General features: G+C 62.4%; 26 protein-coding genes and 1 tRNA gene. 14 read left to right on the top strand and 13 right to left on the bottom strand.

Features of this window, described 5'->3' with window-relative positions; all coding sequences use genetic code 11:
* Nucleotides 1–209 precede the first annotated feature (209 nt).
* From PP1Y_RS13460 to arsH, 6 genes are read left to right on the top strand one after another with little or no spacing between them, the layout of a single operon-like run.
* Nucleotides 210–542: a helix-turn-helix transcriptional regulator gene (locus PP1Y_RS13460; RefSeq protein WP_013832730.1), complete on the top strand. Its 333-nt coding sequence runs from the start codon at nt 210–212 to the stop codon at nt 540–542.
* Nucleotides 542–1072, top strand: a complete 531-nt coding sequence (locus tag PP1Y_RS13455; protein ID WP_013832729.1) for an arsenate reductase ArsC — start codon at nt 542–544, stop codon at nt 1070–1072. The genes PP1Y_RS13460 and PP1Y_RS13455 overlap by 1 nt, the downstream gene beginning before the upstream one ends.
* Nucleotides 1073–1501 (top strand): arsenate reductase (glutaredoxin), encoded by a 429-nt coding sequence (gene arsC, locus PP1Y_RS13450; RefSeq protein ID WP_013832728.1) that lies wholly within the window; start codon nt 1073–1075, stop codon nt 1499–1501.
* A complete protein-coding gene (locus PP1Y_RS13445) occupies nt 1501–2787 on the top strand; it encodes an arsenic transporter (protein WP_013832727.1) in 1287 nt (428 codons plus the stop codon). The genes arsC and PP1Y_RS13445 overlap by 1 nt, the downstream gene beginning before the upstream one ends.
* Nucleotides 2784–3107, top strand: a complete 324-nt coding sequence (locus tag PP1Y_RS13440; protein ID WP_013832726.1) for a YnfA family protein — start codon at nt 2784–2786, stop codon at nt 3105–3107. The genes PP1Y_RS13445 and PP1Y_RS13440 overlap by 4 nt, the downstream gene beginning before the upstream one ends.
* Nucleotides 3108–3130: 23 nt before the next feature.
* A complete protein-coding gene (arsH, locus tag PP1Y_RS13435) occupies nt 3131–3895 on the top strand; it encodes an arsenical resistance protein ArsH (protein ID WP_013832725.1) in 765 nt (254 codons plus the stop codon).
* A gap of 130 nt (nt 3896–4025) precedes the next feature.
* Here the strand turns inward: arsH and PP1Y_RS25350 are convergent, their stop codons facing one another.
* Complete coding sequence (locus tag PP1Y_RS25350) at nt 4026–4415, bottom strand: helix-turn-helix domain-containing protein (protein WP_230291016.1); 390 nt, start codon at nt 4413–4415, stop codon at nt 4026–4028.
* A 76-nt stretch (nt 4416–4491) separates the two neighbouring features.
* Between PP1Y_RS25350 and PP1Y_RS13425 the strand changes: the two genes are divergently transcribed.
* From PP1Y_RS13425 to PP1Y_RS13415, 3 genes are read left to right on the top strand one after another with little or no spacing between them, the layout of a single operon-like run.
* A complete protein-coding gene (locus PP1Y_RS13425; RefSeq protein WP_041558847.1) occupies nt 4492–4839 on the top strand; it encodes a mercuric transporter MerT family protein in 348 nt (115 codons plus the stop codon).
* Nucleotides 4832–5044, top strand: a complete 213-nt coding sequence (locus tag PP1Y_RS13420) for a GDCCVxC domain-containing (seleno)protein (protein ID WP_041558846.1) — start codon at nt 4832–4834, stop codon at nt 5042–5044. The genes PP1Y_RS13425 and PP1Y_RS13420 overlap by 8 nt, the downstream gene beginning before the upstream one ends.
* On the top strand, nt 5037–6368 hold the full coding sequence (locus tag PP1Y_RS13415; protein ID WP_013832723.1) for an NAD(P)/FAD-dependent oxidoreductase: 1332 nt from the start codon (nt 5037–5039) through the stop codon (nt 6366–6368). The genes PP1Y_RS13420 and PP1Y_RS13415 overlap by 8 nt, the downstream gene beginning before the upstream one ends.
* 280 nt (nt 6369–6648) lie before the next feature.
* On the opposite strand, the gene PP1Y_RS13410 is transcribed toward PP1Y_RS13415, so the two are convergent.
* The 4 genes from PP1Y_RS13410 to PP1Y_RS13395 form a co-directional block, all read right to left on the bottom strand.
* Entirely contained in the window at nt 6649–7371 is a 723-nt protein-coding gene (locus tag PP1Y_RS13410) for an RES family NAD+ phosphorylase (RefSeq protein ID WP_013832722.1), read from the bottom strand.
* Complete coding sequence (locus PP1Y_RS13405) at nt 7368–7781, bottom strand: MbcA/ParS/Xre antitoxin family protein (RefSeq protein WP_013832721.1); 414 nt, start codon at nt 7779–7781, stop codon at nt 7368–7370. Before PP1Y_RS13405 ends, PP1Y_RS13410 begins: the two co-directional genes overlap by 4 nt.
* Nucleotides 7782–7842: 61 nt before the next feature.
* Nucleotides 7843–12075: a strawberry notch family protein gene (locus PP1Y_RS13400; protein WP_013832720.1), complete on the bottom strand. Its 4233-nt coding sequence runs from the start codon at nt 12073–12075 to the stop codon at nt 7843–7845.
* A gap of 103 nt (nt 12076–12178) precedes the next feature.
* Complete coding sequence (locus tag PP1Y_RS13395; protein ID WP_013832719.1) at nt 12179–13087, bottom strand: toprim domain-containing protein; 909 nt, start codon at nt 13085–13087, stop codon at nt 12179–12181.
* Nucleotides 13088–13213: 126 nt separating this feature from the next.
* Between PP1Y_RS13395 and PP1Y_RS13390 the strand changes: the two genes are divergently transcribed.
* Nucleotides 13214–13873, top strand: coding sequence for a lytic transglycosylase domain-containing protein (locus PP1Y_RS13390; RefSeq protein WP_013832718.1), 660 nt, complete (start codon nt 13214–13216; stop codon nt 13871–13873).
* A 66-nt stretch (nt 13874–13939) separates the two neighbouring features.
* On the top strand, nt 13940–14083 hold the full coding sequence (locus PP1Y_RS26115; protein WP_007013843.1) for a DUF5818 domain-containing protein: 144 nt from the start codon (nt 13940–13942) through the stop codon (nt 14081–14083).
* Between the two features lie 15 nt (nt 14084–14098).
* On the opposite strand, the gene PP1Y_RS13385 is transcribed toward PP1Y_RS26115, so the two are convergent.
* The 8 genes from PP1Y_RS13385 to aspS all read right to left on the bottom strand — a co-directional run bounded on the left by PP1Y_RS13385 (nt 14099) and on the right by aspS (nt 21493).
* Complete coding sequence (locus PP1Y_RS13385) at nt 14099–15352, bottom strand: integrase arm-type DNA-binding domain-containing protein (protein ID WP_013832717.1); 1254 nt, start codon at nt 15350–15352, stop codon at nt 14099–14101.
* 178 nt (nt 15353–15530) lie between these two features.
* Nucleotides 15531–15607: transfer RNA gene (locus tag PP1Y_RS13380), tRNA-Met, on the bottom strand.
* A 96-nt stretch (nt 15608–15703) separates the two neighbouring features.
* Complete coding sequence (locus PP1Y_RS13375) at nt 15704–16144, bottom strand: 2'-5' RNA ligase family protein (RefSeq protein ID WP_255327363.1); 441 nt, start codon at nt 16142–16144, stop codon at nt 15704–15706.
* Nucleotides 16145–16312: 168 nt separating this feature from the next.
* Complete coding sequence (gene mltG / locus PP1Y_RS13370) at nt 16313–17287, bottom strand: endolytic transglycosylase MltG (RefSeq protein ID WP_041558845.1); 975 nt, start codon at nt 17285–17287, stop codon at nt 16313–16315.
* 28 nt (nt 17288–17315) lie between these two features.
* On the bottom strand, nt 17316–18578 hold the full coding sequence (gene fabF, locus PP1Y_RS13365; protein ID WP_013832714.1) for a beta-ketoacyl-ACP synthase II: 1263 nt from the start codon (nt 18576–18578) through the stop codon (nt 17316–17318).
* Nucleotides 18579–18750: 172 nt separating this feature from the next.
* Entirely contained in the window at nt 18751–18987 is a 237-nt protein-coding gene (locus tag PP1Y_RS13360) for an acyl carrier protein (RefSeq protein WP_007013838.1), read from the bottom strand.
* 88 nt (nt 18988–19075) lie between these two features.
* Nucleotides 19076–19501 (bottom strand): VOC family protein, encoded by a 426-nt coding sequence (locus tag PP1Y_RS13355; RefSeq protein ID WP_041558844.1) that lies wholly within the window; start codon nt 19499–19501, stop codon nt 19076–19078.
* A gap of 165 nt (nt 19502–19666) precedes the next feature.
* The gene (aspS, locus tag PP1Y_RS13350; protein ID WP_013832712.1) at nt 19667–21493 is read right to left on the bottom strand and encodes an aspartate--tRNA ligase; all 1827 of its coding nucleotides are present in this window, start codon (nt 21491–21493) and stop codon (nt 19667–19669) included.
* Between the two features lie 216 nt (nt 21494–21709).
* Between aspS and PP1Y_RS24700 the strand changes: the two genes are divergently transcribed.
* The 3 genes from PP1Y_RS24700 to PP1Y_RS13335 all read left to right on the top strand — a co-directional run bounded on the left by PP1Y_RS24700 (nt 21710) and on the right by PP1Y_RS13335 (nt 24982).
* Nucleotides 21710–22771, top strand: a complete 1062-nt coding sequence (locus tag PP1Y_RS24700; protein WP_051010034.1) for a hypothetical protein — start codon at nt 21710–21712, stop codon at nt 22769–22771.
* 73 nt (nt 22772–22844) lie between these two features.
* Nucleotides 22845–24089, top strand: a complete 1245-nt coding sequence (gene rnd / locus PP1Y_RS13340) for a ribonuclease D (RefSeq protein ID WP_013832711.1) — start codon at nt 22845–22847, stop codon at nt 24087–24089.
* Nucleotides 24086–24982 (top strand): hydrogen peroxide-inducible genes activator, encoded by an 897-nt coding sequence (locus PP1Y_RS13335; protein ID WP_013832710.1) that lies wholly within the window; start codon nt 24086–24088, stop codon nt 24980–24982. The genes rnd and PP1Y_RS13335 overlap by 4 nt, the downstream gene beginning before the upstream one ends.
* Nucleotides 24983–25044 lie beyond the last annotated feature (62 nt).

Below are 25044 nucleotides of genomic sequence, written 5' to 3'. Positions count from 1 at the left end.
CGTTCGGCTCAATCAGAAGCAAGCCCCCTTCCCTCTCAATGACTGCCGGCCGGCTGGTTACTGATTGTTCGATTTCAGCATCTGCGCATGCATAACTCGGCATCTGGGCTTACAAAAGTAGCTCGCCGATACCTTCTACCTTTCAGCAACACATCGAAAATTCCCGATCGATATTGACCGCTCCAGAACGCATCGGTAATTGCCGATGAGTGAAATCCGCTGCAGCACTCGCTTCTCTCTCCGCCCTCGCACATCCCACACGCCTCGACGCGTTTCGCCGTCTCGTCCGCAGCGAGCCCGGTGGGCTTTCCACCGGGCAACTGGTCGACGCGTCGGGCCTCAGCCAGAGCACCTTTTCCAGTCACCTCGCCATACTCGTCGGAGCTGGTCTCGTCGTAACCGAGAAGCGGGGACGGCAGATGATCCAGCGCGCGAGCATCGGCGCATTGCGCGAGCTGATGCTGTTTCTCGCTAAGGACTGCTGTGGGGGTCGCGCGGAGCTTTGCGAACCGCTCATCGCCGAACTTTCCCATTGCTGCTGATGGAGCCGACAGTGCCTGACCAACCTTACAATGTCCTGTTCCTGTGCACGGGCAACTCGGCCCGCTCGATTCTGGGCGAAGCGCTGATGAACAAGATGGGCGGAGACTGCTTCCGTGCTTACAGCGCGGGCAGCCAGCCCAAGGGCGACGTGCATCCGATGTCGCTCGAGGTGCTGGATAGCTTCGGTTATCCGACCGAGGGCCTGCACTCGAAGAACTGGAGCGAGTTCACCAAGCCCGGCGCACCCGAGTTCGATTTCATCTTCACCGTCTGCGACAACGCCGCGGGCGAGAGCTGTCCGGTATGGCCAGGCAAGCCGCTCACCGCGCATTGGGGCGTCGAGGATCCCGCCGCAGTCGAGGGCGATGGCCAGCGGCAGGCTTTCGTCGATGCGCTCAGCTATCTCAAACGCCGGATCGAGCTGTTCTTGATGCTTCCGCTTAAGAGCATCGACGATATGTCTGTGCGCAGCAAGCTGGCCGCCATCGGCCGCGAAGAGGGCGCGACCGCCAAGGCGAGGGAAGCCTGAATGACCACCGACATCGTCATCTACCACAATCCCGAATGCGGGACCTCGCGCAACACGCTGGCGATGATCCGCAACGCCGGGATCGAGCCGCATGTTATCGAGTATCTGAAGACGCCACCTTCGCGCGCCATGCTCGAAAGCCTGATCGAGCGTGCCGGGCTCAGTCCCAGGGAGCTGCTGCGCGCAAAGGGCACGCCTTATGCCGAATTGGGGCTCGGCGATGAGAGTCTGAGCGATACGGCGCTGGTGGATGCGATGATGGAACACCCGATCCTCATCAACCGGCCGCTCGTCGTCTCGCCGCTCGGTGTCCGCCTGTGCCGCCCGTCCGAGGTAGTGCTCGACATTCTGCCGAGCCCCCAGCAGGGCGCCTTCACCAAGGAGGATGGCGAGCAGGTTGTGGACGCGGCGGGCGAGCGTATCGTCTGATGCTGCTGGCGATCGCGATCTTCGTGGTCACCATCACGATGGTGATCTGGCAGCCGCGCGGGCTCGGCATCGGGTGGAGCGCGATCGGCGGAGCACTGCTGGCCCTTGCCACCGGCGTTATCTCGTTCGCCGACATCCCAATGGTCTGGGATATCATCTGGAACGCTACCGGTGCCTTCGTGGCAATCATTCTGATCAGTTTGATCCTCGACCGCGCGGGATTCTTCGAATGGGCTGCGCTCCATGTGGCGCGGTGGGGGCGCGGCAATGGTCGCTGGCTGTTTGTGCTCGTGGTATTGCTGGGTGCAAGCGTTGCCGCGATCTTCGCCAATGATGGCGCCGCTCTGATCCTGACCCCGATCGTGATCGCGATGCTCCGGGCGCTGGGATACAACGCCAAGGCGACGCTGGCTTTCGTCATGGCGGCTGGGTTCATCGCCGATACTGCCAGCCTGCCGCTGGTGGTCTCCAACCTCGTCAACATCGTCTCGGCGGACTTCTTCGACATCGGTTTCGGTGAATATGCGCTGGTCATGGTGCCGGTCGATTTGGCCGCAATTGCCGCCACATTGGCAGCTCTGCTTCTGTTCTTTCGCAAGGACATTCCCGCCAGCTACAACGTCGCACAGCTCCGCGCTCCGGCAGAAGCGATCCTTGACCGCGCGACCTTCCGCGCCGCCTGGGTGGTGCTGGCCCTGCTGCTAGTTGGCTTCTTCGTTCTCGATCCGCTCGGCGTGCCGATCAGCGCGGTCGCTGCGGTCGGCGCGCTGGCGCTCATCGCCATCGCTGCGCGCGGCCACGTCATTCCCACAGGCCAGGTGATCCGCGAAGCACCATGGCAGGTCGTGATTTTCTCACTCGGCATGTATCTCGTCGTCTACGGCATGAGCAACGCCGGCCTTGCCACCATGCTAGCCGGGTTGCTGGAACGTTCCGCCGAGGGGGGCGTATGGGGCGCGGCCTTCGGGACGGGCATTCTTTCAGCCGTGCTATCCTCGGGCATGAACAACATGCCGACCGTCCTCGTGGGCGCTTTGTCTATCGATGCGACCAGTGCCACTGGCCCGGTTCGCGATGCCATGATCTACGCCAACGTCATTGGCTGCGACCTTGGGCCCAAGGTCACCCCGATCGGCTCGCTCGCGACCCTGCTGTGGCTGCACGTTCTGGGGCAGAAGGGCGTGAAGATCGGCTGGGGTTATTATTTCCGCGTCGGCATCACGCTGACGACGCCGATCCTGCTGGTGACACTGGCAGCGCTCGCCCTGCGATTGAGTTTTGCATGAAGCTGTTCCTCGTCTATCCGCTCGCGGCGCTGTTCGAAATCGCCGGTTGCTTTGCATTCTGGGCATGGTGGCGGCTGGAAAAGAGCCCCTTGTGGTTGCTGCCCGGGATGGTGTCGCTGGCCCTGTTCGCCTGGCTGCTGACGCTCGTCCCAACCGACGCTGCCGGTCGCGCCTTCGCGGCCTATGGCGGGGTCTATGTTGCCGCATCGCTGCTGTGGTTGTGGATCGTCGAGGGCACCACGCCTGACCGCTGGGACTTCGTCGGCGGCGCGGTCGTGCTTGCCGGCGCTGCCATCATCCTGTTCGGCCCACGCGGCTGATTATCCAAGTCTGGAGATCCTTTTTGTCCCGCGTTCGTCTGTTGCCCGATCCCGACAGCTTCCCCGCGCTCGATCCGGCCTTCGTCCATGCCCGCCCTGCCGAGGGCCTTGGTGCCGACCCGTCACCGCCGCGTATCCTGTTGCTCTACGGCTCCCTGCGGGAGCGCTCGTATTCGCGCCTCGCGGTCGAGGAAGCCGCGCGACTGCTCCAGCTGTTCGGCGCTGAGACGCGCATCTTCGATCCCTCCGACCTTCCGCTGCCGGATCAGGTCGGCGGTGACGACCATCCTGCCGTTCACGAGCTGCGCGAGCACGCCTTCTGGTCCGAGGGCATGGTGTGGTGCAGCCCGGAGCGGCACGGCCAGATCACCGGCATCATGAAGACCCAGATTGATCACCTGCCGCTCAGCATCGGAGGCATGCGTCCCACGCAGGGGCGGACGCTGGCGGTCATGCAGGTGTCGGCGGGCTCACAGTCCTTCAACACCGTCAACATGTTGCGGCTGCTTGGCCGCTGGATGCGGATGTTCACCATCCCCAACCAATCCAGCGTGCCCAAGGCCTACGAGGAATTCGACGAGGCGGGGCGCATGAAATCTTCCGCGCTCTACGACCGCATTGTCGACGTCATGGAAGAACTCGTCCGCTTCACGGTGCTGCTGCGCCCGCATGCCGAACAGTTGGTCGACCGGTATTCGGAGCGCAAGGAACGGAATATTCCGGTCCCCACGCCTGCCGACGCAGCCGGTATTATCGCAACTGGGCGGCCGGGTGCGAGGCGAGAATGAAGGGGAGGGTACTGGATCGGGTAAAGGCATTCATAGAACGCCTCCGGCTGGAGCACGATCTGGATTTTCGGTCCAAGTTCTCCTCGAGGCAATGGACAGGATCAACATGCGAGCGCTGCCGCAACCCAATTCAAATCGCTCCCGCCAGGCTTTCAACCACAGGACAGCAACCATCTGGACTGCTGTCGCACCGCGATACGAGGGTTGCCAGGGCTGATTCCATTTTCCGAAGGTCAACCAGCTTGGCACGGACATTCGACAGGTGCTGCGCCGCGATAGCCTGTACTTGGTTGCAATTCTCGTCAGGCTGTGGGGCGAGGTCGAGCAGGGCCTGAACCTCTTGCAGCGAAAAGCCGAGTTCGCGGGCACGCTGGACAAAGCGAAGGCGCTCGAGGTCAGAGGGGCCGTAGTCGCGATACGAACCCTTTCGTGGCGGTGGTTCGATGACTCCGATCCGTTCGTAGTAGCGGATCGTCTCTATGTTGCATCCACTTCGCCGCGAGACTTCGCCAATCTGCACCCGTAAACCCCTTGAGTCTGTAGTTGCTACAGACTGTAGATACGGTCGCGACTCGAGTTTTGCAAAAGGACATCCAATGCGCAGCCCTGGCACATGGTGGAACGGTTTGGCGACGGGTGGCGGCATCGCTGCGGCTTTTGGGGCAGCTGCCTGCTGTGCTCTTCCTCTCGCTCTCGCCTCGGCCGGAGTGGGTTCGGCCTGGCTGGGCAGCATCGCCCCGATCGTCGGCCCTTATCGCACGCCCCTGCTTGTTCTGGCTTCGGTTCTGCTGTTCGCCGCGGCCATACGTCTCCTCTGGCAATTCCGGCAAGCGCGAGCTTGCCCGACCGATGCGGCATGCGGTTCGTCGACCTATCGGGCTCTTACCGCCGCCGGCATTGTCATTGGTGTCGTTCTTTTGGTCGGAGCATTCCTCTATGGCTGATCCGATCCTAATCTCCCGCCTGCGTTGTCCCGAATGTGGGCACGAGAAGGACGAGGAGATGCCGACGAACGCCTGCATGTTCTTCTACAACTGTTCGGGTTGCGGCGTGCGCCTCAAGCCGGTGCATGGCGATTGCTGCGTATTCTGCTCCTATGGCACGGTTCCCTGTCCACCGATCCAGGAAGGCGATTGCTGCGATGGCTGAAGCGTTCGATTTTATCGCGATCGGATCGGGAACGGCAGCTCAGGTCGCTGTCCATCGTATGGCCGATGCAGGCAAACGCTGTGCAGTGATCGATTACCGCCCCTACGGCGGGACCTGCGCGCTGCGCGGCTGTGACCCCAAGAAAATGATGGTGAGCGGCGAGGAAGCGCTCGCGGCGTTTCGCCGGATGAACGGAAAAGGCATTCGAGGGTCGGCTTCGATCAACTGGGGTGGGCTTCAGGCCTTCAAGCGCAGCTTCACCGACCCGGTGCCCGGAAAGCAGGAAGCGCGTTATGATCGCAAAGGTATTGCGACCTTCCACGGCGCAGCACGGTTTACCGGCCCTGATCGGCTCGCGGTCGAGGATCAGGAACTGCAGTTCAGCCACGCCCTGATCGCAACTGGAGCGATCCCCCGCCCGCTGGGAATTACAGGTGAACAATTGCTCACCCACAGCGATGCTTTTCTCAACCTCGACACACTTCCTGAGCGCATCGTATTCGTAGGCGGCGGATATATCGCTGCGGAATTCGCGCATCTGGCCGCACGCGCAGGCTCAAAGGTCACGATCGTTCAGCGCGGGCGCGTCCTCAAAGCTTTTGATCCCGACATCGTCGATTGGCTGATGCCAAGTTTCGGACAACTCGGGATCGAGATCGTTGACGCTGAGGTCACTGGCCTGAGAGCCGCGGGCGAGACCCTGGAGGTCGAAGCCGGCAATCGGGTAATCGAGACGGATTTGGCTGTGCATGCCGCGGGTAGAGGTCCGGCACTCGGCAAGCTCGATCTGGAAGCGGGAAATGTGGCGAGCGACGATGAACGCTTGCTTCTCACTGCGCAGCTACGCAGCCAGAGCAACGGTAAGGTGTTCGCCGCTGGCGACGCGGCGGCGAAGGGACCGCCTTTGACGCCGGTATCCAGCCACGATGCGAAAGTCGTGGTGGAGAACATCCTCGATAACGGCGATCGGACGCCGAACTACGACGGAGTGCCCAGTGCCCTGTTCACCGAGCCGCCGGCAGCCAGGGTCGGCATGTTGGAAAGCGAAGCGCGCGAAGCCGGCCTGGAGTTCAACGTCAACGCCGGATCCCACCCCGAATGGTTTTCGGCGCGACGCCTGAACGCACAGATTTATGGGCACAAACTTCTAATCCAGGTTGGGACGGGACGCATACTCGGCGCCCACCTTGTCGGTCCCGATGCAGACGAACTGATCAACGTCTTTGGTCTTGCCATCCGGCATGGCCTCACTGCAGACGACATCAAGTCAACGATGTTTGCCTATCCGACGGCAGCGTCCGATGCGGGATATATGGTGGGATAGCAGTCCGAGCCTGCTAAGGGCGGCGCCAACCATCATGTTCATAGTTCATGGATGAGTTCCGACACGGAGGACGTCCGGTAATCGACGACAGGAATTACAAAGCGATCTCATCTTGCGCTCGCTGCGGGCTAGGATCGTACCGCCGTCATTGCGAGTGGTCAGCATTCAGAGTTCCTACCAGACAAATTGGCAGCTATCGGGAGAGTCGCGACCCGAGCTGGATGTCTGATTCAGACTTCATATTAGCTGAGGTCGCCGCGGCAGAATTCGGACTAGGAATCTATCGCTCAGACAGCACCACCCGAAACACCGCCCCTGTACCAGCGTCTCGAACCAGATCGACACCCATTCCGTCCCAGTGATAGTCGAGGTGACGTCCCTGAGTGGGGTCGGATGCACAATCCGGGTAGAACAAGCCGACACATTCACCACCCGGATGCCGGATGCTCGGATAGACAAGACCTTCGGCCCCGCCCCCTTTGAGTTCAACAGCGAGGGCTTGCGATGCAGCATAGTTGTCGGGATCTAGCGCGGGATCGCCTGCGGCAAGGCTCCTGAGATCGTGAAGATCAGCGCTTACCGAAAGGATGATCTCACGGAACTGTGATGTCCAGCCTGGCGCTTCTACAGTGCGAGCCATGAAGCGGGCATGGTGATGGATTGTCTCGAACAGCGCAGTTTCGAATGCATCCCCCGCGTATAGGACGCCGTAGGTCCCATCGGTGAAGCGACTTGGTCGGTCGGTGCTGACATGCGTGAACGGGGCCATCAGATAGGATGCGCCGCTGCCCCCTACCCGGCGGTCAGCAGGTACAAGATCGAGATTGCCGATCGTCGCCATGATGCGGGGATTGGTCTTTTGCTCGGCATAGATCAGCAGCGGCCAATCTGCGGGGTCTGCGATATCTTCGAACAGGTCGATAGGTGGAAAGGCACTGCGGATAATCCGCACAGCACCTTTCCACACGACCTGGGCGACCGGAATTGCCTTGGGATCAATCACCAGGCACCACGTTCGGCATCAAGATAGCGACGCACCCGCATGATATCGGTCAGCTCGCCGCCAAGCATGACGTCGAGTGCACTCGCTCCGGCAAAGGCGGCGTTACCTGCCTTGATCCAGGCGTAGCCACGTTGGGCTTCGGAAAAGATGATCCTCAGCGCCTTGTGGATACCCATCAGGTTGGAGAGCCGCGCCGCACCATCGCGCGAGACACGGCCCGCACCCTCAGCCTTCCACCGCCGGTAGGAGCGAACCGGCATGTCGAGCAAAGTCGCTGCCTGTTCGTCCGTTACTTCCCATTTCCCAAACAGGTTCAGCACGGCGCGGAACATCGCCGCTGCTTCCTCTTGGGTTACAGGATCGGGCCGGAAGGCATGGGGGACGGTATCAACGGGTTGCAGTGCCAACATGAGCATTCTCCATATGGCATCATATATCACTTTAGATGCCAATTGGCAATATAGGACTGCCTCATCCGACAAGTCCCGCCAAGACCGCCACCGCGCTCGTCGTCGGGACGAAAAGTCGCGTCTGATAGCGTATGATCTCTGTGAAGCACCCATGTGCCTTGTACCAGTCGAGGCGCGACGCCGACCAACCAGCCAGTTCGAGCCGCTGCGCGCCATTCACGAGGCTGCGCTTGAGCGTAAGCGCTTCGCGGCTTTTGATTTGCATCGATCGCCCTGTCCCGAGCACCGCATCGACGGTTTGCTCTGCCGAAACGGAATGTTCGTCTTCGAGCCCAAGCGCCTGGCACAGTTCGGGCACGCAATGAAGCGGAACCTCCCGACCTAACAGCGAGCGTCCGTCTCGCGCCGAGATCCGGCTGACCCGAACATAGTCGGAAGGTAGTTTGTCCCACACCGGAAGCAGCAGGCCGGTTGCAAGATGCAGTCGCTCGCGCTTGTGATTTGATGCGGCGTCATCGACCTCCGCCTGCCACAGGCGCTGAAATTCGGTTGGATCCACCGTGTCCCAGTTGCTCTCCGCGAGTTGATCGGCGGTGATGTGCCCATGCTTCAAGGGACGGACAAGCTCGAAGCGGGCCACCCGCATACCTTCGTCTGTGAGCAGGCTGCGCGCTGGGACAAGCAGCCCGATCCGGCCTGAGCGCGTATTACGGAGAAGCTGCTGACGCGCACCTGAAAAGCCGTAGAGCTCCTCGAGGCGTTTGAGACGCAAAGGCTTGAGCGCGCGGGCGATCTCGAGCTCCAGGAGATGCGTAGTCGCGCCCGACAGCGCATCGGTGCGCAGTAGCGTGTCGGTCAGCACATCGTAATGCTCCACCGCAATGGTCTCGACCCCAATGTCGAGCGTGCCGGCCTGGCGTGCTGCATCGATCCGCGCTTCGACGAGGCCGAGAAACTCGTCAAATATGCCGTTTTGCAAAGCAATCGGCAACGCGAGGATGCGATTGAGCCAGCGCTGGATTGTTGGCAGGTCATCGACCATCCCGCCGTCGGGCCCTTCGACCCTGAGCCCGCTCAATTCCTCAAACCGAGAAAGCGTAACGGCTTCCAGCTTGCCTGCGAACAACAGGCCGAACCAGCGATGAAGCGCCTCCTTGGCGTAGGTGCTCTCGAGATTGTCGGCAGGATCGAAGAGGTTCTGCCCACCTGTCTGGCGCTGCCCTCGGGTCAGTGCCCCGAGACTGTCAAGCCGACGTGCAATGGTCGATATAAACCGACGTTCGCCACGCACGTCGGTGGTCACCGGGCGGAACAGCGGGGCCGACGCCTGATTGGTGCGGTTGGTACGGCCAAGGCCCTGAATTGCGGCATCGGCCCGCCAGCCCGGCTCAAGCAGGAAGTGGACCCGGCGCATCTGGTTCTTTTCCGCAAGGTCGGCATGATAACTGCGGCCGGTGCCACCGGCATCGGAGAAAACCAGAATCCGCTTTGTCCCGTCCATAAAATCTCGCGTTTCGGCGACATTGGCGCGCGGAGAGCGCGACTGGAGCACCTGGCGTCCATCGCGCCCGACGATCAGGCGGCGGGTACGGCCGGTGACTTCGGCGACCTGATCGACACCGAACCGTTCGATGATCGCATCGAGCGCCGTCGCGATCGGCGGCAAGGCACAGAGCTGCTCGATCATGCGGTCGCGCGCGGCAAGCGCCGAACGACAGAGAACAGGAGCACCATTCTCATCACTCATCGGTTCGGACCGGGCATTGCCATTCTCGTCCGTGAACACCGCCATCAACCGAACCGGGAAGCTTTTGGTGAGGTAATCGACCACATATTCGCGAGGGGAGAGATCGATTTCGAGTGCTTCACGTTCCGCATCGGAGAGATCGGCGAGGCGGCGGTTGAGCATGGCTTCGGCGGTCGAGACGAGTTGCACTACAACAGCGTTGCCGTCGGCAAGTGCCGTATCAATCGCAGGCAGCAGGCTCGGCAGCTTCATCGATAGAAGGAGCTGCGCGAAGAAGCGCTGCTTGGTGCCTTCAAACACCGAAAGCGCAGCCGATTTGGCACCTGAATTCAGGGTATCGCCACTGTCAGTGTCGACGATCCGGGTTGCCTCGAGTGCTTCGCGCAGGTTGGCATGAATGATTGCCCAGGCGTCTGCATAGGCGTCATAAACCGCTACCTGGTCGGGGGTCAGGCAATGCTCGAGAATCTCGTACTCAACTCCGGCGAATGAAAGTGCCCTCGCCGCGTACAGTCCGAGTGCCTTCAGATCGCGCGCGACCAGTTCCATTGCAGCGATACCGCCATCGCGGATGTCTGCGACGAAGGCTTCACGATTGGCAAAAGCCGTCTCGGGACCCCAAAGGCCAAGACGGGTGGCATAGGCGAGATTATTGACGTCGGATGCCCCGGTCGCCGATGCGTAGAGCACGCGAGCGCGCGGCAACAGATTCTGGATGCGAACACCGGCAATGCCCTGTTCCGATCCTTTGACCTTACCACGTGAGCCCTCCCCGCCTGCGGCGTTGGCCATCGCATGGGCTTCGTCGAAGACGATGAGCCCGTCGAAGTCCTCCCCTGCCCATTCGAGAATCTGATCGAGGCGGGTCGCGTCGCTTCGACCCGAACGGAGTGTCGGATAAGTCACGAAGAGTATGCCCTCGCGCATCCCGATCGGGACACCGAGCTTCCATTGGCCAAGGGGCTGGACGTCGATGGGAAGGCCGCCGAGCGCGCTCCAGTCGCGGCGGGCATCTTCGAGCAAAGCTTCGTTCTTGGAAATCCAGATGTGGCGCCGTTCGCCCCTCACCCACCGATCGAGGATGACGGAAGCGACCTGCCGTCCTTTCCCTGCACCAGTTCCGTCACCAAGAAAGTAGCCCATGCGGTAGGCGTGCCCCTCGGCGCTCGCCTTCAAGGCGCAGCCCTTGTCGTCGGGCTCAAACCGTCCCGGCAGATCGCGGGCATGCGCGCTTGCGGCATAGATCAGGGTCTCGGCCTGCGCAGCGGATAGGGCGCCCCCAGCAATGAGGCTCGACGGAAGCTGAGGCACCACTTCGGGCACGGGTGCGGTTATCGAACCCATCGCAACGGATTCGACTAGGGGGGTCGGATGCGGGACAGCATCTGCAATCGAGATCCGGCTCGGCCGGTAGGGCAAATAATGCCCAACCTGGCTTTCGATCGGCGCAGGTGCTTCGAGCGGAGTAAAATCAAGCGGCAGGATCGACGGCGCCGCATCGGTTGGATGGACCTTAAGTGGAACTGGTTTCGTCTTGTTCGCAACCAGCCGAAGCGGCAATGCTGGCTTGATGCCGATGCTGGGTCCCGCGGGCAGGCTTACCCGGTCAGGGAGCATATCGATCAGCAGATGAAGCTCGGCAAAGTTTGCCGGCTGGGCGATGATCGGGCTGGTACCATCCTCAGCCTTGTCGAGAATCAGGAGCCGGGTTGAGATTGAGGTGCCCTGCTTGATGAAACCGCGCTCGATCGTCGCGTTGAGGCGCAACGAGAGGGGACCAGCGATCCCGGCGAGGAATTTCGGAAGCTCGAACCATTCGGGCATCACTGCGACCAGGCGGCCACCGGGCAGGAGGCGCTTCCAGGCAGAACGTAAGTGCCGGTCGCCAGTGCGGCTATCGTGGCCCCTCTCGATACCGTGTGAATATGGCGGGTTCATCAGCACCACGCTCGGACCCACGTCGGGCGTGAGAAGTTCGTCGATCAGTTCCCCGTCAAACCCCGTGACTGTCGCCTCCGGAAACACAACGCCTAGGCATTCGCGGCGCAGCGGCGAAATCTCGTTGAGAGCAAGACGCGCAGTTGCCTTTGCTGCCCATACGCCCAGCATCCCGGTCCCGGCCGACGGCTCGAGAACCAGTTCAGCGGCAGAAATCGCGCATGCCTTTGCAGCCATCCAGGCCAGACGGGGCGGCGTCGCGAATTGTTGCCACTCGATCTGCTCATCGCTCCGGTTGGACTGGGTCGGGACCAGACGTTCGAGGTGCGTGAATGCCTCATCGGCGAAGCTGGAAGACATTGCAGGTGAGAATTCAGTTGCCTGCGCCAGGAACAACACCTGCGCCAATTCAAGTGCGGCATGGGCATCGCGTACGGACCAGCGTCCTTCGGCGTCGCTACCGTCGAAGTGATCGGCCATTGTTGCATTCACAGTGAGCCGTGAAATCGCTTGATCTGCAGCGAGCCGCGCGGCCAGCGCCCTCGCGGCTGCCAGCACTTGCGGCTCGGCGGGATCGGAGAATGCGAAAGCGGTATTTGCGTGTGACATGAGAGACCTCCTGAAGAGGCCCGGGGTTTGTCCGGGTGTCCGTTCGGATGGATCCGCCCGGGGGCCTCACAAGGCCCCAAGCCCGCTTTCCTCTCACCGACATTCAGACCGTAGCTCGGACTGAGCGCATGAGCACATCATTCCAGTCGTCGCCGGTTAGCTCCGGACGCCTGGTGACAATCAGCCGCCCTTCACAAGCGTAGGCCTCTCGCGCACGCTCTTCAGCAAGGTGCCCGCCCGCATCATTGTCGACAAAGAGATACAGCTGGTGCACCGATTCCGGGATTGTGGCCAAGCCGAAGCGTTCGTTTCCTAGCGTCGCCCAGCAGGGAACCTTGAACATTTGCATCGCTGAGAGGGCCGTTTCGTTTCCCTCTGCGAGGCCAAGGCGTCCCCCATTCGGGTACGCGAAACGCACCGCCCCAGAACCGGGGCTGCCTAACGCACGCCTGGGCTGATCGAAAGAAGCCAAGCTGGTTTTGTCGAGGTCAAGGAAGGAGCGGTGCAGCGCCAGAATTCCTGCATCATTGCGCACGGCCGCCACCATCGCGGGTAGAAACCGGACAGCACCCTTTGGCCCCAGCGGCATATGCGGGTGGAAACGCAGCTCCGGCGAAGAAATCGTGATGCCTCTGGACACGAGGTACTTCTCGGCGGGGCTGCCAGCGATGGTCGATGCCTCACGCCAGAGCCTCAGCGCATTGCGATTGGCGACTTCCTCGCGCGGTTCGGCCACGATCGGACCACTCGTGCCATCGAACAGGTCCGCAATTCGTATTCCGAGCCCGGCCATGGCTTCTATCACCGCCTCGTTCGTGCAGCCGGCAAAGCAATGAACAAGAATTGCGCGCTTTCCGAGTGTGATGCTTAGCGAAGGAGTGCGATCGTCGTGGGCCGGGCAGCAGCACATTCCGCGCGAACGCGACCAGGCACCGCCCAGCTGCTCGACTATCTTGCGCGCGCGGTTTTCCAGTTGCAGACCTTGGAATTGGGATGATCGGTGTTGGTGCATGGGGCATCTCCATCGTAACGTGCCTCCACCCGCGCAGCCTCCGCTCTGCGTCGCTGACGTTTCATTTTCCTACATCACATGTTCTATATATGTTCTTTCCCGATTCGACCACCAAAGGATTCGGGAATGAGACTGAAATGGGCAGTAGTTGCAGGGGCAACGACAGGACTTGGGTCCGTCCTCCCCGCTCACGCGCAGGAGATGGAGCCCCCTCAGATGACCGTTGCCTCGGAGTTGACGACCGACGGCTTCCGCGTTGCAGAAGGGGCTGATGGCTTCCTTCTCGTCGAACATGGCATTTGGAGAAAGCCTCCAACGATCTGGTCCGAGCCGCCGGCTACCGATACGGGTCGAACCTATCTGCCCTATCGATATCCAAAGCCCCAAGGCAGCGCGCCATCGGGATTCCGTCGGGCAAGCTACCTTCCTCATGTTTACGCTGCTGAGGCTCAATACTCGCTACCAAGCGGCCTTCTCGACGCTCTTGTATGGACGGAATCACGATATAATCCGATGGCCATCAGCAAGGCCGGGGCCGCAGGTTTGGGGCAATTGATGCCAGGGACAGCGCGGGACCTTGGCGTTTCAAATCGCTTCGATCCCAAGGCGAACATCTTGGGTGCGGCCCGATACCTACGCCAGATGCTGGACAAGTTCGGGGTAGTTCATCTGGCCCTCGCTGCCTACAACGCAGGTCCAGGTGCCGTCGAGCGCGCAGGCGGTATTCCTCGCAATGGCGAGACGCCGGCCTATGTGCGCGAAGTGCTGCGCCATTGGCGTTTTTGAACGGGGGGTGTTGTGAGCGCGGGTCGAATACGCGTCTCGGGAATTTTAAGCCGCGGTAGACGCGGGATGTTCCTGACCACGACAGACGAAGTCGTCTGGATCATCGAGAGCGAAGAACCCGAATGCGAATTCGTCGGATCAGCGGTGATTGTCGAGGGGGTTGTCGCAGGTCGAGATCGTTTGCGCGCAGACTGGATTGGACCGGTCTGATCGATGCCATAGTTATCAGGCTGCGCGCTTCCCTGCCTTCTTGATGTCGATCACCTTCCCGCCGCTCAGATAGTCAGCCCAGTCCTGCATCATCCGGCGCCGGGGAGCCAGATATTCAGCGGCATTGTAAGCTCCACGCACGTCGTTTTTCTCCGAATGCGCGAGCTGTAGTTCGACCCAATCCTCATGGTATTTCCTGATCCACATGGGCGGCTTGCCGAACTCGACCAACTGCTCATTGGCCCAGGTGCTCGCCAAGCCCCGGAAGCCGTGTACGGTTTGGCGACTGTGGTATCCGAGGCGATAGAGCGCGTAGATCATTGTGTTCTCTGAAAGCGGCTTGTTCGGGCCGTTACCCGGGAAGAGAAACTCGCCAGGCGCTGCTGCTATCATAGATTTCGCGATGTGCGTTGCCTGCTGCGAGAGGGGAACCAAATGCTCTCGTCCCATCTTCATTCGCTCGGCCGGTATGCGCCAGACAGGTGATTTGCCGCCGAGGTCTTCGAACTCGGATTTGGCGGCGAAGCGGAGCTCCTTCGTTCGAACCCAAGTCAGGAGCGCAAAGAGAACTGCGTCACGGGTGATTGAGGACCGTCGTTCGCCATCTTCCTGGTAGGCATGCAGCTTCTCGATGAATGCGGGCAATTCGCTGAGCGGCAGCCGGCTCATATGCTTCACTCGTGGTCGCGGCTTTAGCGCCCCACGCAGATGTGTCGTCGGATCATTCGAGGCCAGGCCACACGCGATTGCGAACTGGAAGACTTGCCCAACCCCTTGCTTCGCACGCCGGCTGATATCGAGCGCGCCTCTTGCTTCGATTTTGCGTATCATTGCCAGGACGTCGGGCGCAGTGATTTCATGCACGAGTTTCTCGCCGATGGCTGGAAACACGTCCCTTTCCATGCGCGACCAGACACGTTCGGCGTGCGCGGCATTCAACGCGCTCTTTCGATTTTCATGCCAGCGCTTTGCGACATCAAAGAAAGTGGCACTCTCCTGCGAGATCACTTCCCCCTTGGATTTCGTTGGATCCTTGCCCTCGGCTAGCAACGCCTTTGCGGCTGTGCGCTTGGCACGCGCTGCAGCTATCCCGAGGTCTGGGTAAGCGCCGAACGAGAGCAACTTCTCCTTGCCTGCGAAGCGGTACTTCATCCGCCACAACTTTGATCCGTTCGGCTGGACGAACAGGAATAAGCCCTCCCCGTCGGCCAGCTTGTAGGCGCGATCACTTGGCTTGGAATTTCGGGCCTGAGTCTCCGTGAGAGGCATTGGGGGTATCGCTCCTTTCCGACACTCCGCGAAAATACCCCCAAAATACCCCCACACCAAATCTGGCTGCATGTGGAAGACCATGGGCGCATGCGGACGCGAATCACCCGCAACCCTCTGCTTTTCTTTCGATTTTTGGAAAAATGCGGACGCTTGTGGAAGCTTCCGGATCAAAGGATGGTAGCGGAGGAGGGACTCGAACCCCCGACACGCGGATTATGATTCCGCTGCTCTAACCGGCTGAGCTACTCCGCCATACCATGTGGCCTGTTCCGGCCGCCCCGGTTTGCCCGGTGCAGGCCGCGTCCTTTAGGGGGGAGGTTGGGATCGGTCAACACCTGAAATGACGAATTATCCGCGAAAAGGAATCGTCCTGATTTCGCGCCACAAGCCGTCTTCCCAGGCGTAGAGGCCGAAGCCGCGAAAACGGAATGGAACAGGCTTCAGTTGCGGCGCCAGTTCGCCCTGCAGCGCCCGTGCCTCCTCAGCCGTCACCTTGTTCTGGATCGTGATGTGAAGCCGCAATGGCCTTGCGTCCTGGCTGGTCAACAGACCGTGCATGCGCTCGGCGATCACGCCATGCAATTCGACGATCTCAGGCGCTTCGACTGCAAGGGCAGTGCCGTGCCCGAGCTTCATCAGGCCGGTCATGCGCGCGGGCGGTGGCGGGCTTGCGGCGAGGTCCTTGAGGACCTGCACAAGCTCCTCCTCCACAGAGGCCGGCAAAGCATGGAACAGCGTGACATGAGCCCGCAGGCGATTGCGTTCAGGCGGGTAGTGGGCGCGGCGCAGGCCATCGGCCCATGAGAGGACGTCGCCCGGGAGTTCGGCCGTGACCAGCAGGGGCGCGCCGGGCTTGCGCTCGGGACTAAGGGCTTGTCCGGGCAGATTCGCGCCGATGGTGGCCTCCTCGGGTTGCGCGCCGTCAGCGGCGCGGCCGGCAACCTAACGCATCAGGCGTCAGAGTTCACCGCGCTGGCGACGGATCGCGAACCACTTCTTCACGTTGTCGTTATGCTCGGCCAAAGTCGCGGCGAAAGCATGACCCCCGGTACCGTCCGCAACCATGTAGAGCGCATCGGTCCTGGCCGGATGCAGGACAGCCTCGATCGAAGCGCGGCCGGGATTGGTGATCGGATGCCTGGGCAGGCCGACCATCGTGTAGGTATTGTAGTCGTTGACCGCCTGGATTTCCGACTGGAGGATGCGGCGGCCCAGCGGTTTGCCCCTGGTGATCGGGTAGATGATCGTCGGGTCCGCCTGCAAGAGCATGCCTTCGCGCAGCCGATTGGAATAGAGGCCGGCCACCATGCGCCGCTCGGAGGCCTTGCCGGTCTCCTTCTCGACGATCGAGGCGAGGATCAGAGCTTCCTCGGGCGTCTTCACCACAAGGTCCTTGCCGCGCTTGCCCCACTCCTCCTTGAGCGTGCGGGTCATCGCGGCCTGCATGCGGCGCAGAACGTCCTCCCGGCTGTCGCCCGACTGATAGGCATAGCTGTCGGGCAGCACCGAGCCCTCTTCGGGCACCGGTACTTCCCCGGTCAGTTCCGGCGTCGCCATCAGCCGCTCCTGCACCATGATCGAGGGCATGCCCTCGGGGATGGTGACATAGCGGCGGATCACGTCATCGCTGGTGATGATGCCGAGCACCCGCGAGGGGCTGGCATGAGCGGGGATGGCGAACTCGCCGGCCTTGATGGCGCCGCCGCCGCCGAAGATCCGCGCACGCAGCGCGAAGCCGGAAGCGGAACGGATCACGCCCTGCTCTTCCAGCCTTTCCGCAACTGCCGTCAGGCTGGCGCCCGCAGGCACGATGAAGTTGCGGTCCTTCTCCAGAGGGCCGGAACCGAACCAGCCGCCCAGGAAGCTCCAGAGAGCCAGGAGGACGGCCGCGGCAAGCACCGCGGCCAGAATCCATCCGCGCCGGGACATCATCGGCCCGTCCGCTCCATCGGCTATCGCCTCAGTCGATCTTGCGCATCACCAGGCTGGCGTTGGTGCCGCCGAACCCGAAGCTGTTGTTGAGCACGGCGCGCACTTCGCGCTTCTTCGCGGTGTGCGGCACGAGGTCGACGCCCTGGCAGCTCTCGCTCGGGTTATCGAGGTTGAGGGTCGGCGGCACGATCTGGTCGCGCAGTGCGAGGATGCAGAAGATCGATTCCACCGCGCCAGCACCGCCAAGCAGGTGCCCGATCGCCGACTTGGTCGAGCTCATCGAGACATCGTTGATGGCATCGCCGAAGAGGCGGCGCACCGCGCCAAGTTCGAGCTCGTCGCCAAGCGGGGTCGAGGTGCCGTGGGCATTGATGTAGTCGATGTCCTTGGGCTCGACGCCGGCCTTGCGCAGCGCCATCGCCATCGAGCGGTATGCGCCCGAGCCTTCGGGATGCGGCGCGGTGACGTGGTAGGCATCGCCCGAAAGACCGTAGCCGATCACTTCGGCGTAGATCTTGGCACCGCGGGCCTTTGCGTGCTCGTACTCCTCGAGCACGACGACGCCGGCGCCCTCACCCATGACGAAGCCGTCGCGGGCCTGATCGTAAGGGCGGCTGGCCCTGCTCGGATCGTCGTTGAAATTGGTCGAGAGCGCGCGGGCCTGCGCAAAGCCGGCAATGCCGATCGGACAGATGGTGCTTTCCGCGCCGCCCGCCAGCATGATGTTGGCATCGCCGTCCTTGATCATGCGCGCCGCGTCGCCGATCGAATGGGCGCCGGTCGAGCAGGCGGTGACGACCGCGTGGTTCGGGCCCATCAGGCCGTACTTGATCGAGACCTGACCCGAGATCAGGTTGATCAGGCGGCCGTGGACGAAGTGCGGCGAGACGCGGCTCGGGCCCTTCTCGGCCAGCACGAGCGATTCGCTTTCGATGCCCGGCAGGCCGCCGATGCCCGAACCGATCGAGCAGCCGGCCATGAGGCGGGTTTCCTCATCCATGTCGGCAAGACCGGCGTCTTCGATCGCCTGGCCCGCGGCATCGATGCCGAAGACGATGAAGGGATCGACCTGACGCTGGACCTTGTGGTCGACGCGCTTGTTGGCGTCGAAGCCATATTCATGATCGGCCGGCTTCACTTCGCAGGCGATACGGCATTTCTGGTCCGAGGCATCGAACTTGGTGATCGGCCCAGCGCCGCTCTTGCCGGCGAGGATATTGGCCCAGGTGGTCTCAACATTGGCACCCAGCGGGGTGACAAGACCAAGTCCGGTAACGACGACGCGACGCATTCATGCTCTCCAAAAATGCAGTTGGCCGGTAATGCATCTGGCCAGGGAAATTCAGTTGGCCGAAACGGCAACAGGCCCGCCCCTTAGAGGTCGAGCCTGTCGATATCAATCCGGGTTCCGGCATCCCGCCCCCTGACATCAGTCAGGGAAGCGGCGAAACCGAAGGACTGGCTCAGCCCTTGTTTTCTTCGATGTACTTGATCGCATCGGAAACGGTGCTGATCTTTTCAGCAGCATCGTCCGGGATCTCAACGCCGAACTCTTCTTCGAAGGCCATGACCAGCTCGACGATGTCGAGGCTGTCTGCGCCCAGGTCGTCGATGAAGCTTGCTTCTTCGGTCACCTTGTCGGCTTCGACGCCGAGGTGCTCAACGACGATCTTCTTAACCCGATCGGCGGTATCGCTCATTTGAATAGACCCCTTCTCAATCCGGAGGATAAAATCTCGAAAGTCGCCCTAATGACAACGAGTCGAGCTGGCAAGCCTCCCGCTGAACTTAGGAGGATGTCGGCAAGGTGACATACCCCCTGTTATCCACTGTCCAGGCGGGATTCCAGGCAATTTCCCAGGCATGGCCGTCCGGGTCGGCCACATAACCGCGATAGCCGCCATGGGGCGGGCTGTCCGCCTTGCGCAGCAGCGATGCTCCGGCTGCGACGAGCCGCGCAATGGCATCATCTACGGCCTGCGCGCTCTCGACGTTGTGCGCCAGGGCGAAACTGCCCGAACCCGATGCCTTGCGCTGCATGTCCCCGTCGAGGTCGCCGCGCCCCCAGATCCCGAAGACGAACCCGTTCATCTGGAAGAAGGCGACGTCGTCCATCTCGAACGCCGGCTCCCAGCCGAACCCTTCGCGATAGAAAGCCTTGGCCCGGGCCATGTCGGCGACGCCAAGCGTGATAAGCGCAATCTGCTGCTGCATTGTACAAGCTCCAACCTCAAGCGCAGCAACCATCGCCGCACCTGCAAGGCCATGGGGCTCGCCGGATGGCTGCCTGGTCACGCATGCCCCGGATGCAGGCCAGGGCGAATGCGCGGGCCGGCTCAACCGGAGCCGGCCTACCCATTTCAGGCAGACATCAGTCTATCAGCCTGCGTCGGGCGCGACAACGTGGCCCGGCGTGGCAACGGCGGGCTTCACCGCATCGACGACACGCAGGTGCAGTTCGCGAAGCTGCTTCAGCTCGGCCGGTGACGGCGCGCCCATCAGCAGGTCTTCGGCGCGCTGGTTCATCGGGAACAGCGTGACTTCGCGCAGGTTCTGCGCGCCGCACAGGAGCATGACGATGCGGTCGACACCGGCCGCCATGCCGCCATGCGGCGGCGCGCCATACTGGAATGCGCGGTAGAGGCCGCCGAAACGATCCTCGACGTCCTGCTTCGACAGGCCGACCTTCTCGAAAGCCGCAACCATCAGCTCAGGGCTCTGGTTACGGATCGAGCCGGAAGCGATCTCGTAGCCGTTGCACACGAGATCGTACTGGAACGCCTTGATCGTGAGCGGGTCCTGCGAGGTCAGCGCTTCCATGCCGCCCTGCGGCATCGAGAACGGGTTGTGCGCAAAGTCGACCTTCTTGTTGTCCTCGTCCCATTCGAAGAACGGGAAGTCGACGATCCAGCACAGCTCGAAGCGGTCCTTGTCGATCAGGTCGAGCTGCTCGGCGACGCGGGTGCGGGCGAGACCGGCGAGCTTGGCCGCCTGCTCTTCCTTGCCGGCAGCGAAGAACACGCCGTCGTTGGGACCAAGGCCCAGTGCCTCGATCAGCGCCGCGGTCTTGTCCTCGCCATGGTTCTTGGCGATCGGGCCGCCGGGGACGCCGTCCTTGATGTTGATGTAGCCCAGGCCCGAGAAGCCCTCGCCGCGCGCCCAGTTGTTCATCTCGTCGAAGAACTTGCGGCTGCCAGCGCCCGCGCCCGGCGCCGGGACCGCGCGGATCGTACCGCCGTTCTCGACGATGCCCGCGAAGATGCCGAAGCCCGAGCCCTTGAAGTGCTCGGTCACGTCCTTGATGACGATCGGATTGCGCAGGTCCGGTTTGTCCGAACCGTAGTCCAGCATCGCCTGGGCATAGGGAATGCGGCGGAATTCACCCGAGGGGGTGACCGGCTTGCCCTTGGCGAACTCGGCAAAGACGCCCTGGATCACCGGCTCCATCGTTTCCCAGATTTCCTCCTGGGTAACGAAGCTCATCTCGAGGTCGAGCTGGTAGAACTCGCCCGGCAGGCGGTCGGCGCGCGGGTCCTCGTCGCGGAAGCACGGCGCGATCTGGAAGTAGCGGTCGAATCCGGCAACCATCAGCAGCTGCTTGTACTGTTGCGGCGCCTGCGGGAGCGCGTAGAACTTGCCGGCGTGAATGCGGCTGGGCACGAGGAAGTCGCGCGCGCCTTCGGGCGAGGACGCAGTGAGGATCGGCGTCGAGTACTCGGTGAAGCCGATGCCTTCCATGCGGCGACGCATGTCCGAGATGATCCTGGTGCGCGTCACGATGTTGGCGTGCAGCGTCTCGCGGCGCAAGTCGAGGAAGCGGTACTTGAGGCGGATGTCCTCCGGATACTCCTGCTCACCGGCGACCGGCATCGGCAGTTCCTCGGCCTTCGACAGCACCGTGGCGCTGCGCGCATAGACCTCGATCTCGCCGGTCGGCAGGTTCGGGTTCACCGTTGCCTCGGTGCGCGCCTTCACGTTGCCCTCGATGGTCACGACGCTTTCGAGACGCAGCGAATCGAGAATTTCGAGCGCGGGGCTATCCGCATCGGTCACCACCTGGGTGATGCCGTAGTGGTCGCGCAGGTCCACGAAGAGAACGCCGCCGTGGTCACGCTTGCGATGTACCCAGCCGGACAGGCGGACGGTCTGGCCGACATCGGCCGCAGTCAGGGCGCCGCAAGTGTGGGAGCGATAGGGATGGGTCATGGCGTGGTCGCGCTTCTTCTCAAGAAAACTGGTTGCAAGCGCAGCCCCCTAGAGGACTGCCGCCACGATTTCCAGATGGCGTTTGCCCTGAGCCGATTTCCGCCCTCGCCCGCAGGCCCGCAAGATGCCGGGGCGTTACCCGAAATTAATCTCGTAACCCGAAATAAACGATTGCACTTCTATCTGCGATCCTACGGGTCATCAGGAGAGAATAACATGCTGGCCGAAATCACGATCGACGGAATGGTCGATGAGGAATTCCGCCATGCCATCGAGGTCCTGTTGCGCGAAGGCCAGGCCGAACAGGCGGAAACCTGGCTGCGAAGCCGAATCGCCCTGGTCAGCGGCCCGGGACTTCCCCTGCCCGAACGTTTCCCGCAGATCACTTCCGCAGACCTCCTGATCACGGGATGGGAAGACATCGCCGGACGACTGGCGCACCTGGACGCGCTGGGCGCGCCGATCACCGCCATCGGCATCGACCTCAGCGACCCGGGCCACATCGGCCTCTCGCCCGATCCTTCCGGCCTGATGCCGCCGCACGTCGAGACGCATTACTACAGCGATGACGCCTGGCCTTTCTCGCGCAGCGACCGCGCTTCGCTTCTGGGCGGCTACGTTGGCGCCGCAAGCCGCTGGACGGATCGATTTGTCGAAGTGGACGACACGATCGGCATTGCCGGCATCGACGATCTCTACGGCGCAGTTTTCGCGCTCGAGCAGCGCTGCCGTCCCGGCGGCGACGCCAGCGAAAAGGAACGCCGCGCCTATATGCTGGGCGCCAGCTTCATCGCCGTCCTTGCCCATATCGCCGTCCGCGACACGGCCATGCGCGAAGGCCTGCCGCGCCCCATGGCAGTGCTGGTCGGCAGCAACGAATCCTATCCTTTCGTCGCGGCTCCCGCCGTGGCCGCGCCCGATGCCTTCGTCTGCGAGCCGGCGCTGCAGCCTGCGCCGATTGCCGGCCCCGTCGCCGATACGACCGGACCCGGCCATGGCAGCTTCGCGCCCGCGACGTACCAGCCTGCGACCGGCCCTGCGGAACCTTTCGAGGACCACCGCCCACTCGAGGAAACCGCCGCTCTTCTGGAGCTTCGCGAACTCGCAGATCCCGGCGCCGATCCGGGCCTCGAACCCGAAGGATGGGAACCCCCGGAAGTCCCGGCGCACACCACCGGAACGCAGTTGCGCAGGCGAATCGTCACTCCTGAAAGTATCGCCGAACTCGAAGCCTTGGAAAAACCGAGCCTCTTTCAGAGACTATTTCGTCGCAAATAGTGGGGGAGCCTTCCCCTAAACCTTATCCGAGAGCGTTGATCCTGCGTCCTGTTAGGCGTAACGCCGCTGTTCAATGATCATTCATCCGCTCATAACCCAGACCGAAGATCTCGCTGCCCTGTGTGAACGACTGGCAAAATCCGATTTCGTCAGCGTCGACACCGAATTCATGCGCGAGAACACCTATTGGCCCGAACTCTGCCTCGTGCAGATCGCCAATACGGAGGAAGCTGCCGCGATAGATCCGATGGCCGAAGGCCTCGACCTGTCGCCGCTGCTCGACCTGCTGACCGACAACGAGGAAGTCCTGAAGGTCTTCCACGCCGGCGGCCAGGACGTCGAGATCATCTTCAACGCCACCGGTCGCACCCCGCACCCGATCTTCGACACCCAGATCGCGATGATGGCGATCAGCCAGTCGGAGCAGATCGGCTATTCCAACCTCGTCGAATCCTGGCTCGGCCTGACGATCGACAAGGGCGCGCGCTTCACCGACTGGTCGCGCCGCCCGCTCACCGAGCGGCAGATCGAATATGCCATCGGCGACGTCACCCACCTTTCCAAGATCTTCCCGAAGATCCTCAAGCGCCTGATCAAGACCGGGCGCGGGGCCTGGCTCAATCAGGAAATGGAAAAGCTCGCCGATCCGGACAATTACCGCAACGATCCCACCCAGGCCTGGAAGCGGATCAAGGCGGCAGGGCGCAACCCGGCCATGCTCGGCCGCCTCAAGGCGATCGCCGAATGGCGCGAGCATGAAGCGCAGGGCAAGAACATCCCGCGCGGCCGCATCGCCCGCGACGAAACCCTCGCCGACCTGGCCAACCACCCGCCCAAGCAGCAGTCGGACCTCGCCAAGGTGCGCGGCCTGTCGCAAGGCTGGAAGGACAACGAAATCGGCAAGCGCCTGATGGCAACTATCGCCAAGGCCCAGCCGCTTCCCGACGACGAGATGCCGCCGCGCGCACCGCGCGGGGCTCCTCTCGGCAAGGAAGGCGCCCTCGTGGCAGACCTGCTCAAGCTGCTGGTCAAGATCCGCGCGCGCGAGATCGACGTGGCCGCCCGCCTGCTTACACGCAGCGATGAACTCGAACTGCTCGCAGCGGGCGTCCGCAAGAACCTGCCGATCCTGCAGGGCTGGCGCTACGAGGTCTTCGGCAAGGATGCACTGGACCTGGTAGAGGGCAAGCTGGCCTTCGCGGTCGAGAACGGCAGGCTCAAGATGACCCATGTCGATGACGAGGTACCGCAGGAAGCGGCCGCGGAAACCGGCGAGATGGCGACAGCGGAGGACGAAGGCGGCCAGGCCACCGGATGACCGTCTACCAGCCCACGCTCAAGCAGCTGCAGTATCTCGTGGCCCTGCATGAGCATGGGCACTTCGGACGCGCAGCCGAGGCCTGCTTCGTGTCGCAATCGACGCTTTCGGCAGGCCTGCGCGATCTTGAGACGCTGCTGGACGTGACGCTGGTCGAGCGCACCAAGCGCGCGGTGCGCTTCACCCCGCTGGGCAATGCCGTCGTCGCCAAGGCCCACCGCATCCTGCGCGAGACCGAGGAGCTTTCCGAACTCGTCCAGTCGAGCGGAAAGCCGCTCTCGGGGGAAGTGCGCATGAGCGTTATCCCGACGATAGCGCCCTTTCTCCTGCCCCGGATGCTGCCCCGCCTGCGCCGCGAAAGGCCCAACCTCAAGCTGTTCCTGCGCGAGGAACCCAGTGCGGCCGCTATGGAATCGCTTCACCACGGCCGGGCCGACTGCGTGCTGCTGGCCCTGCCCTACGCAACCGGCGAAGTGGAGAAGGAGACGATCGAACTCGACGCCTTCTACGTCGCCTTTCCGCACGACGACCCGCGCAATCCGCCCGAGGAAGTCGCTCCCGACGTCATCGACGAGAACCGGCTCTTGCTGCTCGAGGACGGGCATTGCCTCAAGGACCATGCGCTGGCTGCCTGCAATCGCCCGGAGCTGCGTGCCAGCGCAACGATGATCGGTACCAGCCTGCACACGCTCGTGCAGATGGTCGATAACGGCCTCGGGCTTACGATGCTGCCGGAGATGGCGCTCGACGCAGGCATCCTCAACGGCACCAACGTCGTGGCCCGCCCTCTCGTCTCGCCCAATGCCAACCGCGAGATCGCGCTCGTATGGCGCAGGAATTCCCCGCGTTCGGACGAATTCCGGATGCTGGCGGACGAATTGCGGGCGGGATAGTCCTCCCGGAATGCACTTTGCGATAAAGCGTATGGCGACGACGGCCTGATCGGCCCGCCGCA

It is taken from the genome of Novosphingobium sp. PP1Y (assembly GCF_000253255.1).
Classification (GTDB): Bacteria; Pseudomonadota; Alphaproteobacteria; order Sphingomonadales; family Sphingomonadaceae; genus Novosphingobium.
The sequence above is the reverse complement of the archived record's forward strand: the minus strand, read 5'-3'. Positions and strand labels throughout refer to the sequence as shown.